Genomic DNA, 12473 nt, shown 5'->3' with positions numbered 1-12473 from the left:
CATGGCGTCATCTCCCCTCGGTCGGCCGACCCGCGGCACCACCGGGACGAACAGGCTGCGCCGCAACGACCGCTGGATCGCGGTGAGCCCCGCGTTCCGCCGCGCCGCGGATCCGCTCGTCATCGACCTCGGCTACGGCGCCAGCGGGGTGACCGCCTTCGAGCTCGCCACCCGACTGCAGCGCGTGCGAGCGGATGCCGAGGTGCGCGGCCTCGAGATCGATCCGGTCAGAGTCGCGACCGCGACTCAGCAGCTGGTCGAGGTGCAGGCAGGGAACACCGCCTTCTCGCCCGATCTGCGCGTCTCCTTCGCCCGCGGTGGATTCGAGGTGCCTCTGCCTGCCGGGCGGCGCCCCGCGGTGATCCGCGCGATGAACGTGCTCCGCCAGTACGACGAGTCCGATGTCGCCGCGGCCTGGAGCACGATGGCCGGGCGCCTCGCTCCCGAGGGCCTGCTCGTCGAGGGCACCTGCGAGGAGATCGGTCGGGTGTCGAGCTGGGTCGACGTCGACCCGACCGGATCGCCGCTCCGGTTCACGATCTCCCTGCGTCTCGCGGATCTCGAGCGTCCGAGCATCGTCGCGGAGCGGCTGCCGAAAGCGCTGATCCACCGCAACGTGCCCGGCGAGCGCGTGCACGCCCTGCTCGTCGACCTCGATCGCGAGTGGAGCCGTGCGGCGCCGTTGTCGACCTTCGGAGCGACGCAGAGATTCCTGGGCGCGGTCGCCGCTCTGCGCGATCATGGCTGGCCCGTGCTCGGCGTCAAGAGCCGGTGGCGACTCGGTGAGCTCACGCTCCCCTGGGATGCGGTCGCGCCGCTCCCGTGAAGGGCACTGCTCGCCCCGCGAGTCAGCCCGCCTGGCGCGGATCCGGTGCGCTCGGCCGTCGGGACAGTCGGGTGATACGAGGGATGTCGGCCGTGGCACCGGCATCCGCCGGCACGATCACCTGCTGCGTCGCGGCGATGTCGACCCCCTCGGCGCGGACGACGAGATCGCCGACCGGCGTGCGACGCGACAGGATCGCGAGGGCGATCGGTCCGTCTTCATGGTGCCGGGCGACCGACGTGATGTGACCGACCTCGTCGTCGCCCGCGAGTACCGCATCGCCGACCGCGGGCAGCACGGCCTCGCTGCCGTCGAGGTGCAGTGCCGCGAGCCTGCGCGGCGGGTGACCCAGGTTGTGGACCTTCGCGACGGTCTCCTGTCCGCGGTAGCAGCCCTTGTTGAGGTGCACGGCGGTGCGGATCCAGTCGGACTCGTGCGGCAGCGAGCGCTCGTCGACCTCGGCCGACCACCGCGGTCGCCAGGCGGCGATGCGCAGCGCCTCGGCGGCGAGGAGTCCGGCGACCTCTTCCGGTGAGAGCGTCGCTGCCAGCGCATCTGCTGCCTCGGCGGTCGCGATGGCCACCTTCCAGGCGAGGTCTGCACCCGGGTGATCGAGGACCTCGGCGTACTGGTGACCGCCCGCGCTCACGCGCTGCCACGGATCGGTCCAGATCAGCGGTGCGCCTGCAGGAGCGGATGCCGCAGCAGTCCCACGCTCAGCCGCCGCGCCTCCGTCGACGAAGCCGAGCAGCGCGAGATCGGGACGCACGGCGACGGTGGCCTGTGTGCGGAACTTCATCCGCGTCAGCCAGGTCGCCAACGCCTCGGCGTCGCCGGCATCCGCGATGAGCCAGGTCGATGCCCCGTCGTCGAGGACGCCGGCGGCGTGCTCGACGCGCCCCTGGGGATCGAGCACGAGCATCTCGGTGCTCTCGCCGGGCGCGAGCCGACCGACGGACTGCGAGGTGATGGAATCCAACCATCCGAGTCGTTCGGGGCCCGCGACCTCGATGACCGTCCGGTCGTCGAGCGGCACGATCGCCCCGCCTGAGGCGAGGCGACGCTGCTCACGGAACGCGTCGCCGAAGTGGGCGATCCCGCCGTCGCCGGTCACAGCGCCGGGGATGCCGGAGAAACCGGTCATGTCAGACCTTGGCCAATCGTGCCGACGCGTGCGCCCGCATATGAGTGCCGAGAGCCGCGATGTCCCAGGCCCAGAGCAGGTGGTTGTCGACGAGTCCGTACATGCGCGTCGCGGCGCCGTACTCCTTGGCACCCGCACCGCGGACGATCGCGTCGGAGGCGATGTCGATGCGCGGACCGTTGATCTCGCCGAGGTAGAGCTCGAGCGTCCCGTCGGCATGTGCGAGAGAGACCTCGATCGGGAATCCGCCCGATGCCGCGCGCAGTTGCTCGACGTCGTCGACTCCGCGCGTGACCGGCTCGGTCAGCGGCGGCAGCAGCCCGGGGCCGGGATCGGCGGCGGTGGCCGGACGGCTGAGCCTCCAGAAACCGGTCTCGGCGACGAGCGGGAGGGAGACCGCCTGGTCGTCGCCGGTGAACGTCGCAGTGGCCGAGTAGTTCAGGAACGGGCCGCCGTCGTGGCTGAAGCTCACGCGATGCGTGAACTCACCCTGTAGACGCTCGTCGCCGACCGGATAGTCGATGACGCCGGTTCCCTCCCAGACGCCGATGAGCCACGAGAGCGGCGCGAGGTCGGCGGGGAGATCGGTGGGGAGCTCGAGCACGATGCTCAGCGCTGGCCGCGGAAGAGGTTTCTCAGCACGACGACCGAGACGAAGGCGATCGCGAGGCTCGCCAGGCCCAGGAGGCCGATGAAGAAGAGTTCGAGCGCCATGAGGTCCATGGCCACCACTTTACCCTGCGGTAGACCCGGTGTCTCGTCTGCGGATCAGGTGAGGAGTGCGGCCAGGCCGAAGCCGACGGAGATCACGCCCATCAGCAGCAGCGCACCGATCGTGCTGGCACCCACACGGAAGATGAAGCCCTGTGTGCGCCCGTACTGCAGCTGCACGGCGAAGGAGAGGAGCACGATCGCGCCGAACGCGACGAGCAGCCACGGCACCCGCCACTCCTCGGCGACGAAGATGCCCACGCCGACAGCGGCCACCAAGGCGACGGCCCAGACGATGAGCACGCCGACGAAAGCATTACGCGGTGCGAGCGCTGGATCCGTCATGACTCCATTGTCACCCATCAGCGCCCGGTATCATTGCGGCACGGCGTACCCCGCCGTCCGGAAGGAGTGCGTGTGGCCCAGGTCCTGGTGTTGACCAATGCTCCGGTCTCGGAGCAGGTCCTGCCCGCACTCGAGCTCCTCAGCCATCGAGTGCGTCAGATCCCGGCCGAGCCCGCCCAACTCGTGAGCGCCCCCGAGTACGACATCGTGATCGTCGACGGCCGTCTCGATCTCGTCGGGGCGAAGTCCCTCTGCCGCCTGCTGCGGGCCACAGGGCAGGACGCCCCGCTGCTGCTCGTCGTCACCGAGGGCGGCATGAGCGCCCTCTCGGGCGAGTGGGGCATCGACGACGTGCTGCTGTCGACTGCGGGGCCGGCCGAGACCGACGCGCGGGTCAGGCTCGCACTCGCACGCCGTGACGAGGTCGCCGAACCGACCCGCGTACAGGCGTCTGGCGTCACGATCGACGAGCAGTCCTATTCGGCGAAGCTCCGCGGACGCCCGTTGGACCTCACCTACAAGGAGTTCCAGCTGCTGCACTTCCTCGCCACGCACCCCTCTCGCGTGTTCACCCGCGAGCAGCTGCTCAGCGAGGTGTGGGGATACGACTACTTCGGCGGCACCAGAACGGTCGACGTGCACGTCCGCCGACTGCGGGCGAAGCTGGGCGACCAGGAGCAGATCATCGGCACGGTGCGCAACGTCGGCTACCGATTCAACGTCTACGACGAGGAGCCGGTCGCCGCTGCGCGCTGACGCACGAGAGGTCAGTTCACGCGCGCGACACCTCACGGTGCTTAGATGTACCCCATGATCGATCCCGCACTCGCCGACGCAGGTCTCGGTGACGCTGAAGATGACGACTTCGATGCCATCGAGTCCCCGGACGCGCTCCTCCCCGACCACCGCTACCTCGATCGTGAGCTGAGCTGGCTCGCGTTCAACCAGCGCGTGCTCGAGCTGGCGGAGGATCCCTCGCTCCCCGAACTCGAGCGCGCGAACTTCCTCGCCATCTTCGCGAGCAACCTCGATGAGTTCTTCATGGTCCGCGTCGCCGGGCTCAAGCGTCGCATCGTGACCGGCCTGGCCGTGCCCACCAACATCGGCCGCTCCCCCGCCGACGCCCTCGCCGACATCGCTCGCGAGGCGCACGCGCTGCAGCTGCGCCACGCCGACGCGTGGAAGTCGCTGGTACGACCGGCTCTCGCCGAATCCGGCATCGAGATCACCGAATGGTCCGAGCTCAGCGACGACGAGCGGTCCAAGCTCTCCGAGTACTTCGGGGCGCAGGTCTTCCCCGTCCTCATGCCGCTCGCGGTCGACCCCGCGCACCCCTTCCCGTACATCTCGGGACTGTCGCTCAACCTCGCCATCCGCATCCGCAACGCCCGCACCGGCCGCCAGGAGTTCGCCCGCCTCAAGGTGCCGCCCATGCTTCCCCGCTTCGTCGAGGTGCCCGGAACCGGCGAGATCAAGCGCTTCCTGACGCTCGAGGAACTGATCGCCAACCACCTCGGCGACCTCTTCCCCGGTATGGAGGTCCTCGATCACCACGCCTTCCGCCTGACCCGCAACGAGGACGTCGAGATCGAGGAGGACGAGAGCGAGAACCTCATCCAGGCGCTCGAGGCCGAGCTGCTGCGGCGCCGCTTCGGCCCGCCGATCCGCCTCGAGATCACGGACGACATGGACGAGGTCACGATGGACCTCCTCGTGCGCGAGCTCGAGATCACCGACCAGGAGATCTACCGCCTGCCCGGGCCGCTCGATCTGCGCGGCCTGTTCGACCTGTCGCGCATCGACCGACCCGATCTCCGCTACCCGCCGCATCTGCCCACCACCGCGGTCGCCTTCCAGCCCACCGGCAGCAACACACGGGCCGACATCTTCAAGGCGATCCGCAAGTCGGACGTGCTCGTGCACCACCCGTACGAGTCGTTCACCACCAGCGTCGTGGCGTTCCTGGAGCAGGCGGCGCGCGACCCGCACGTGCTGGCCATCAAGCAGACGCTCTATCGCACCTCGGGTGACAGCCCGATCGTCGAGGCGCTGATCAACGCCGCCGAGTCCGGCAAGCAGGTGCTGGCGCTGGTCGAGGTCAAGGCCCGCTTCGACGAGGCCAACAACATCGTCTGGGCGCGCAAGCTCGAGAAGGCGGGAGTCCACGTCGTCTACGGCCTCGTCGGACTCAAGACCCACTGCAAGCTCGCCCTCGTCATCCGCGAGGAGGACGGCGTGCTGCGCCACTACTCGCACATCGGCACGGGCAACTACAACCCGAAGACCAGCCGCATCTACGAGGACTTCGGGCTGTTCACCACCGACGCCCAGGTGGGCAAGGACCTCACGCGTCTGTTCAACGAGCTCAGCGGCTACGCGATCGAGAAGAAGTTCAAGCGTCTCCTCGTGGCGCCGCTTCACCTGCGCAAGGGACTGGTGCGCCAGATCGACCACGAGCGCCGCAATGCCGAGGACGGCAAGCCCGCCGGCATCCGCATCAAGGTGAACTCGATGGTCGACGAAGAGGTCATCGACGCGCTGTACCGCGCCAGTGCCGCCGGTGTGAAGGTCGACGTGTGGGTCCGCGGGATCTGCAGCCTGCGCACCGACCTCGAGGGCATCAGCGACAACATCACCGTCCGCAGCATCCTCGGCCGCTACCTCGAGCACTCGCGCATCTTCGCATTCCACAACGACGGCGACGCCCAGGTCTACATCGGCAGCGCCGACATGATGCATCGCAACCTCGACCGCCGCGTCGAGGCGCTGGTGCGCGTCACCGACCCGGTCCACATGAAGGATCTGCTCGATTTCTTCGATCTCGCCATGGACCCGGGAACCACGTCGTGGCACCTCGGAGCCGACGGCGTCTGGACCCGCCACGCCGAGGATGCCGCAGGCAAGCCCCTCGTCGACCTGCAGGACAAGACCATGGGGTTGATCCAGCGGCGTCGTCGAGCACGGGCGGTTCGATGAGCGCGCACACGAGCACCCAGACCGCACGGTCGAAATGGACGGACAAGGCCGTGTATGCGGCCGGCGCGGTCGTGTGGAGGCTCATCGACGGCAAGCTGCGCATCCTCCTGATCCATCGCACGAAGTACCGCGACGTCACGCTCCCCAAGGGCAAGGTGGATCCCGGCGAGATGCTCGCCGAGACCGCGGTGCGCGAGGTGCATGAGGAGACCGGCATCCGCGTCTCCCTCGGCGTGCCCGTCGGCGTCAGTCGGTACCACCTGCCGTCGAGCAAGCAGAAGGTCGTGCACTACTGGGCGGCCGAGGCGACGGCCGACGCGATCCGCGCCTCGACGTTCGTGCCCAATCGCGAGATCGCCGCCCTCGAATGGGTGAGCGTTAAGAAGGCCCGCGCCCGGCTGAGCTACCCCGTCGACATCGAGATCCTCGACTTCTTCACGCAGCTCGTCGACGACGGCGTGCTGCGCACCTTCCCGATCATCGCTCTGCGTCATGCGAAGGCGCTCTCGCGCTCGGACTGGGACGGGGCGGATGCCGCACGGCCTCTGACAGACCGCGGCGAGCAGCAGGCGAAGTCGATCGTCGGTCCACTGCGGGCGTTCGGTGTGCGCAAGATCATCACGAGCGATGCCGTGCGCTGCATGCAGACCGTGGCACCCCTCGCGAAAGCCCTCGACCGCAAGACCGTCACGACCCCGAAGATCAGTCAGGATGCGTGGGAGGACGGCGACGACGATCTGCGTTCCGTGGTCGGCCGGCGCGTGCGCTCCGGCAAGCCCGCCGTGCTGTGCAGCCATGGCCCGGTCCTCCCCGGAATCCTGACGGAGATCGCGCTGGCGACCGGCACCGTCCGCGGCTCGTACGTGAGCAGCGCAGCCGATCTCGAACCGGCCGCCTTCTCGGTCGTCCACCTCTCGGCGTCGAATCCGGGGTCGGGGATCATCGCGATCGAGACGCACATCCCCAAGGCGTGACACCGTCCGTCTCGCGCCGCGAGCCGTGGGAAGGCCGCACCCGGTTCCGGGTGCGGCCTTTCGCATGCCCCAGAGAGACGCGTGCCGTTCACCTCCCGTTCACCTGCGCGGGAGAGTCTCGTTAACCGCCGCACATAGCGTCACTGTGTGCCCTGCACCGGGCCCCACCCATCAAAGATCGAAGGATCCACAGTGAAGATCTCCCGAATCGCACGTATCGGCGCCGTCGGCGCCGTTGCCGCTCTCGCACTCGCCGGCTGTGCCGCGAACGAAGGCGGAACCGGCGGCTCCACCGACGCCCCGAGCGAGTCCACGCTCTCCGGCACGATCGAGGCCACCGGCGCCTCCTCGCAGGAGGCCGCGCAGCAGTCCTGGGTCGCCGCATTCCAGACCGCCAACCCCGACACGACGGTGAACTACACCGCCACCGGTTCGGGCACCGGCCGCGAGAACTTCATCGCCGGCTCCTCGAACTTCATCGGCTCCGACCGCGCGTTCGACGCCGACGAGCTCGCCGCAGGCGGCTTCGGCTCCTGCACCTCCGACGACATCGTCGAGATCCCCGTCTACATCTCGCCCGTCGCCGTCGCGTTCAACCTCGAGGGCATCGACGAGCTGAACCTCGACGGCCAGACCATCGCGAAGATCTTCTCCGGCGCCATCACCAACTGGAACGACGCCGCCATCGCTTCGCAGAACGAGGGCGTGGAGCTTCCCGACCAGGCGATCGTCCCCGTGCACCGCGCAGACGCGTCGGGCACGCAGGAGACCTTCACCAAGTACCTCAGCGCCGTCGCCCCCGACGTGTGGACCTACGAGGCCAGCGACGAGTGGCCGCTGTCGACCGGTGAGGCCGGCGACGGCACCTCGGGCGTCGTCGACGCGATCACCAACGGTGTCGGCTACATCGGCTTCGCCGACGCATCACGCACCGCTGACCTGGGCCAGGTCGCCGTCGAGGTCGAGGGCGAGTACGTCGCGTACTCCGCCGAGGCAGCCGCAGCGCTCGTCGAGGCATCCCCGCTCGAGGAGGGGCGCTCCGACCACGACCTCGCGTACGCCGTCGACCCGGCCGCAGCGCCCGCCGGCTCGTACCCGATCGCACTCGTCTCGTACCTCATCGGCTGCGTCGAGTACGACGACGCCGAGACCGCCGGTCTCGTGAAGGCGTACTTCCAGTACGTCGCATCGGCCGAGGGCCAGGACGCTGCAGCAGAGGCCGCGGGCAGCGCCCCGATCTCGGACAGCCTGCGCGAGCAGATCAACACGGCGATCGACGCGATCGTCACGGAGTGATCGACGGCTCAGCACACCGCTGAGCCCCGGTCCCGACGCCCCCGTGGTGTCGGTCGTAGGACTCGACCGACACCGCGGGGGCACCCGCATGAAAACCCCGAACGTCCCTCAGAGCCTGGAGTCGCTCCGATGACCACAACCTCAACGGGTCCCGATACCACCCGTTCCACCGGGACGCGCACCGCTCCCCGCCGCCGCGGCGACCTCGTCTTCTCGGGCACCGCGCTGGCGGCTGGAATCATCATCCTCGTCACCCTCGCCGCGGTGGCCGTCTTCCTCATCGTGCAGGCGATCCCCGCACTGTCGTCCGACACCTCCAACAACCACATCCTCGAAGGGCAGTCGTTCCTGTCGTGGGTGTGGCCGTTCGTCTTCGGAACGCTGTGGTCGAGCTTCATCGCCCTCGTCATCGCCGCCCCGATCGCCATCGGCATCGCGCTCTTCATCTCGCACTACGCCCCTCGCCGCCTCGCCGGCGTCCTCGGCTACATCATCGACCTGCTGGCCGCCGTGCCCTCGGTCGTCTTCGGCCTCTGGGGAGCGCTCACCTTCGCGCCGATGCTCGTGCCCTTCTACAAGTGGCTGAACACGAACCTCGGCTTCATCCCGCTCTTCAGCGGAACGCCCTCCGGAACCGGCAAGACGATCCTCACCGCCTCCCTGGTGCTCGCGGTGATGATCCTGCCGATCATGACCGCGATCTGCCGCGAGGTCTTCCTGCAGACGCCGAAGCTTCACGAAGAGGCGGCCCTCGCGCTGGGAGCCACGCGCTGGGAGATGGTCCGGATGGCCGTGCTCCCCTTCGCACGCAGCGGAATGGTGTCGGGCGCGATGCTCGGTCTCGGTCGCGCACTCGGCGAGACGATGGCAGTGACCCTCGTGCTCTCGCCGCTCGGCATCGTCACCTTCAACCTGATCAACCCGGAGAACCCCACGACGATCCCTGCGATCATCGCGCTGCGGTTCCCCGAGGCCCACGACGAAGGCGTCAACACGCTGATCGCCGCGGGTCTGATCCTCTTCATCGTCACCTTCGCGGTCAACTTCGTGGCCCGCTGGATCGTCTCGCGCCGCGCCGAGTTCTCGGGAGCCAACTGACATGACCGCCACTCTCACGCCCTCACCGTCGCCCGCGTCCGTCGTCGCCCCGACGCACATCACCTCGGCCGGCCACCTGCCCAAGTGGGCCCCCTGGGCACTGCTGCTGGTCGCATTCGTCGTGTCGGCGACGATCTTCGCCTTCATGAACGTGGGCAACGACCCCGCCGACTTCAACATCGCGCTGACGCTCGTCGTCGGCCTGCTGTTCTACATGGTGCTCATCATGGTGATCTCCACCGTGGTCGAGAGCCGTCGCCACGCGATCGACCGTCTCATGACGGCGCTGGTCTCCGGCGCCTTCGTGGTCGCGCTCCTGCCCCTGATCTCGCTGCTCTACACCGTGGTCGTCAACGGCCTCATGCGGTTCGACGGAGAGTTCTTCAGCTTCTCGATGCGCAACGTCGTCGGCGAGGGCGGCGGCGCGGTGCACGCCATCTGGGGCACGCTGCTCATCACCCTCGGCGCGACGATCATCTCGGTGCCGATCGGCCTGATGACCTCGATCTACCTCGTCGAGTACGGCGAAGGCCGCAACCTCGCTCGCGGCATCACCTTCCTCGTCGACGTCATGACCGGCATCCCGTCGATCGTCGCCGGTCTCTTCATCTACTCGGTCTTCTCGATCATCGTCGGACCGGGCACGCGAATGGGCATCATGGGTTCGCTCGCGCTCTCGGTGCTGATGATCCCGGTCGTCGTGCGCGGCTCGGAAGAGCTGCTGCGCATCGTGCCGAACGAGCTCCGCGAGGCGGCCTACGCACTCGGCGTGCCGAAGTGGCTCACCATCCTCAAGGTCGTGCTGCCCACCGCGATCGCCGGAATCCTGACGAGCATCATGCTGGCCATCTCCCGAGTGATCGGCGAGACCGCCCCGCTGCTGCTCACCGTCGGAATCGTGCAGGGCATGAACCTGAACATGTTCAGCGGCCAGATGGCCACACTGCCGGTGTTCTCGTACATGCAGGCCAAATACCCCGGCATCCCCGTCGATGCCTACCTCGAGCGGGCCTGGGCAGCCGCCCTCACCCTGATCGTCATCGTGATGGTGCTGAACCTCCTGGCTCGCGTCATCGCCAAGGTGTTCGCCCCCAAGATCAACGGCCGCTGAGCCGTCATACCCGACTGAAGAAGAAGAAGGATTTCACGTGTCCAAGAGCATCGAAGTCAACGACCTCAACGTCTACTACAGCGACTTCCTCGCGGTCGAAGGCGTCAGCATCGACATCAAGCCCAACACCGTCACGGCCTTCATCGGCCCCTCGGGCTGCGGCAAGTCCACGTTCCTGCGCACCCTGAACCGCATGCATGAGGTCATCCCCGGCGCGCGCGTCGAGGGCGAGGTGCTGATCGACGGCAAGAACCTCTACGGCACCGGGGTCGACCCTGTGCTCGTGCGCCGCCAGGTCGGCATGGTCTTCCAGCGCCCGAACCCGTTCCCGACCATGTCGATCAAGGAGAATGTGCTCGCGGGCGTCAAGCTCAACAACACGCGCATGGCCAAGAGCGACCAGGATGCCCTGGTCGAGAAGTCGCTGCGTGGGGCGAACCTCTGGAACGAGGTCAAGGACCGCCTCGACCGCCCGGGCTCCGGCCTGTCCGGCGGTCAGCAGCAGCGTCTCTGCATCGCGCGTGCCATCGCCGTCTCCCCCGACGTGATCCTCATGGACGAGCCCTGCTCGGCGCTCGACCCGATCTCGACCTTCGCGATCGAGGAGCTCATCGCCGAGATCAAGACCCAGTACACGGTCGTCATCGTGACGCACAACATGCAGCAGGCGAGCCGCGTGTCCGACAAGACGGCGTTCTTCAACATCGCGGGCACCGGCAAGCCGGGCAAGCTCATCGAGTACGACGACACCCGTACGATGTTCACCACTCCGTCTGTCCAGGCCACCGAGGACTACGTCTCGGGTCGCTTCGGATAAGCATCCGCCTCAGCTTCGACCGGGCGCCCGTTCTTCGCGGGCACAGCTTCGGAGCTGCTGGTCCGAAACGCCGTGTGACCCTCTGGTCCCACGGCGTTTCGTCGTTTTAGTCCGAATCGGTGCCCGGGGCCAGACCGCGGCACTCATCCTGCAGAGACGAGCCAGGACGAATTGCGTCCACAGATGCCGGCATCATGGTCGAGAACGGGCATCGGGATCGCGGATGCTCCTCTGATGTGCAGCTCATCATCGATCGAGATCTGGACCTGGCGCGACCTTCGGGCGAGAAGCTCACGCCGGACTCTCGACGCTCGCGTGCGGCGCGGGCAGCTCCGTCGAATCCGACGGGGGGTCTACGCTGCCGACACGGCCTGCGCGAGCGCCGTCGAGGCTGCTGAGCATGGAGGCTCTCTGGGATGCGCCAGCGCAGCACGGCACCTCGGCATCTGGGTTCTCGAGGATCCAGCTCTGCACGTCTGGCTTCGCGCAGACAGACACCATCACCCGGGCGTCAGCCGTGAGTGCACCTGCATCCGTCATTGGGATTCAGGCGCTTCCTCGCGAACGTTCGGGCTCCCTTCGGCACCTCGGATACTGCTGCAGATGCTCCACTGCCGCGGCGGCGAGGCGTTCTTCGTCGCGCTCGAGTCCGCGCGCCGCCTCGGCCTGATCGACGGCGATGGGCTGCGATGGCTGCGGCTGCACGTCGATACCTTTGGACGAGACCTGATCGACTTCTCCCGCGCGGATGCCGACAGCGGCCTGGAGTCACTCGTTCGGCTGCGACTCCGCAAGTACGGATGGTTCGTCCGCTGCCAAGTGCGGTTCGTCGCGAGCGGCATCGTCGATCTCATGATCGATGATTGGCTTCTCATCGAGACGGATGGCAAGGCGAATCATGAGGGACAGTCGCATCGACACCGCGATCTCACCCGGGACGCCACGGCCGCAGCGTGGGGGCACGCCACACTTCGGTTCGACTATGCGATGGTCATACATGACTGGGATCTCGTCGAGCGAGCGATTGTCGGAATGATGGCGCTCAGGCCCTGATCATTCTCGGATCAGCGCCCCATTTACGGGCACAACTTCGAATGCCGGTCGACGACGCGCCGATCCGGGTGACTGCGCGCGGCGGGTCGGTCGAGAGCTCCGAAGTTGTGCCCGTAGCGGGC

At 67.8% G+C, this 12473-nt stretch carries 12 protein-coding genes; 9 read left to right on the top strand and 3 right to left on the bottom strand.

Annotated elements, in window-relative coordinates; all coding sequences use genetic code 11:
* Position 1: 1 nt before the first annotated feature.
* Complete coding sequence (locus ACZZZF_RS17010; protein ID WP_463499686.1) at positions 2–826, top strand: methyltransferase domain-containing protein; 825 nt, start codon at positions 2–4, stop codon at positions 824–826.
* 22 nt (positions 827–848) lie between these two features.
* Here the strand turns inward: ACZZZF_RS17010 and ygfZ are convergent, their stop codons facing one another.
* The 3 genes from ygfZ to ACZZZF_RS16995 all read right to left on the bottom strand — a co-directional run bounded on the left by ygfZ (position 849) and on the right by ACZZZF_RS16995 (position 3026).
* On the bottom strand, positions 849–1970 hold the full coding sequence (gene ygfZ, locus ACZZZF_RS17005) for a CAF17-like 4Fe-4S cluster assembly/insertion protein YgfZ (RefSeq protein WP_056279879.1): 1122 nt from the start codon (positions 1968–1970) through the stop codon (positions 849–851).
* Position 1971: 1 nt separating this feature from the next.
* Entirely contained in the window at positions 1972–2574 is a 603-nt protein-coding gene (locus ACZZZF_RS17000) for a nitrobindin family protein (protein ID WP_463499683.1), read from the bottom strand.
* A gap of 164 nt (positions 2575–2738) precedes the next feature.
* Positions 2739–3026 carry a hypothetical protein gene (locus ACZZZF_RS16995; RefSeq protein WP_053099202.1) on the bottom strand — a complete coding sequence of 96 codons (288 nt, stop codon included), beginning with the start codon at positions 3024–3026 and terminating at the stop codon, positions 2739–2741.
* Between the two features lie 72 nt (positions 3027–3098).
* On the opposite strand from ACZZZF_RS16995, the gene ACZZZF_RS16990 reads away from it, so the two are divergent.
* The 8 genes from ACZZZF_RS16990 (at position 3099) to ACZZZF_RS16955 (ending at position 12351) form a co-directional block, all read left to right on the top strand.
* Positions 3099–3782: a winged helix-turn-helix transcriptional regulator gene (locus ACZZZF_RS16990; RefSeq protein WP_053097321.1), complete on the top strand. Its 684-nt coding sequence runs from the start codon at positions 3099–3101 to the stop codon at positions 3780–3782.
* A gap of 54 nt (positions 3783–3836) precedes the next feature.
* Entirely contained in the window at positions 3837–6002 is a 2166-nt protein-coding gene (locus tag ACZZZF_RS16985) for an RNA degradosome polyphosphate kinase (RefSeq protein ID WP_053097323.1), read from the top strand.
* On the top strand, positions 5999–6976 hold the full coding sequence (locus tag ACZZZF_RS16980) for an NUDIX hydrolase (RefSeq protein ID WP_053097325.1): 978 nt from the start codon (positions 5999–6001) through the stop codon (positions 6974–6976). The genes ACZZZF_RS16985 and ACZZZF_RS16980 overlap by 4 nt, the downstream gene beginning before the upstream one ends.
* Before the next feature lie 192 nt (positions 6977–7168).
* A complete protein-coding gene (gene pstS, locus ACZZZF_RS16975; protein ID WP_053097327.1) occupies positions 7169–8272 on the top strand; it encodes a phosphate ABC transporter substrate-binding protein PstS in 1104 nt (367 codons plus the stop codon).
* A gap of 129 nt (positions 8273–8401) precedes the next feature.
* Positions 8402–9370 carry a phosphate ABC transporter permease subunit PstC gene (gene pstC / locus ACZZZF_RS16970; protein WP_053097329.1) on the top strand — a complete coding sequence of 323 codons (969 nt, stop codon included), beginning with the start codon at positions 8402–8404 and terminating at the stop codon, positions 9368–9370.
* A gap of 1 nt (position 9371) precedes the next feature.
* Positions 9372–10481, top strand: coding sequence for a phosphate ABC transporter permease PstA (pstA, locus tag ACZZZF_RS16965; RefSeq protein WP_463499680.1), 1110 nt, complete (start codon positions 9372–9374; stop codon positions 10479–10481).
* Between the two features lie 37 nt (positions 10482–10518).
* Entirely contained in the window at positions 10519–11298 is a 780-nt protein-coding gene (gene pstB, locus ACZZZF_RS16960) for a phosphate ABC transporter ATP-binding protein PstB (RefSeq protein WP_045254296.1), read from the top strand.
* A 603-nt stretch (positions 11299–11901) separates the two neighbouring features.
* Positions 11902–12351, top strand: coding sequence for a DUF559 domain-containing protein (locus tag ACZZZF_RS16955; RefSeq protein WP_230100380.1), 450 nt, complete (start codon positions 11902–11904; stop codon positions 12349–12351).
* The last annotated feature ends 122 nt before the right edge of the window (positions 12352–12473 follow it).

It is taken from the genome of Microbacterium sp. AC215 (assembly GCF_979258645.1).
The sequence above is the reverse complement of the archived record's forward strand: the minus strand, read 5'-3'. Positions and strand labels throughout refer to the sequence as shown.

Coding starts and splice junctions, on each gene's coding strand:
- ACZZZF_RS17010 (WP_463499686.1), top strand. CDS start 2: ATGGCGTCATCTCCCCTCGGTCGGCCGACCCGCGGCACCACCGGGACG.
- ygfZ (WP_056279879.1), bottom strand. CDS start 1,970: ATGACCGGTTTCTCCGGCATCCCCGGCGCTGTGACCGGCGACGGCGGG.
- ACZZZF_RS16995 (WP_053099202.1), bottom strand. CDS start 3,026: ATGACGGATCCAGCGCTCGCACCGCGTAATGCTTTCGTCGGCGTGCTC.
- ACZZZF_RS16985 (WP_053097323.1), top strand. CDS start 3,837: ATGATCGATCCCGCACTCGCCGACGCAGGTCTCGGTGACGCTGAAGAT.
- ACZZZF_RS16980 (WP_053097325.1), top strand. CDS start 5,999: ATGAGCGCGCACACGAGCACCCAGACCGCACGGTCGAAATGGACGGAC.
- pstC (WP_053097329.1), top strand. CDS start 8,402: ATGACCACAACCTCAACGGGTCCCGATACCACCCGTTCCACCGGGACG.
- pstA (WP_463499680.1), top strand. CDS start 9,372: ATGACCGCCACTCTCACGCCCTCACCGTCGCCCGCGTCCGTCGTCGCC.
- ACZZZF_RS16955 (WP_230100380.1), top strand. CDS start 11,902: ATGCTCCACTGCCGCGGCGGCGAGGCGTTCTTCGTCGCGCTCGAGTCC.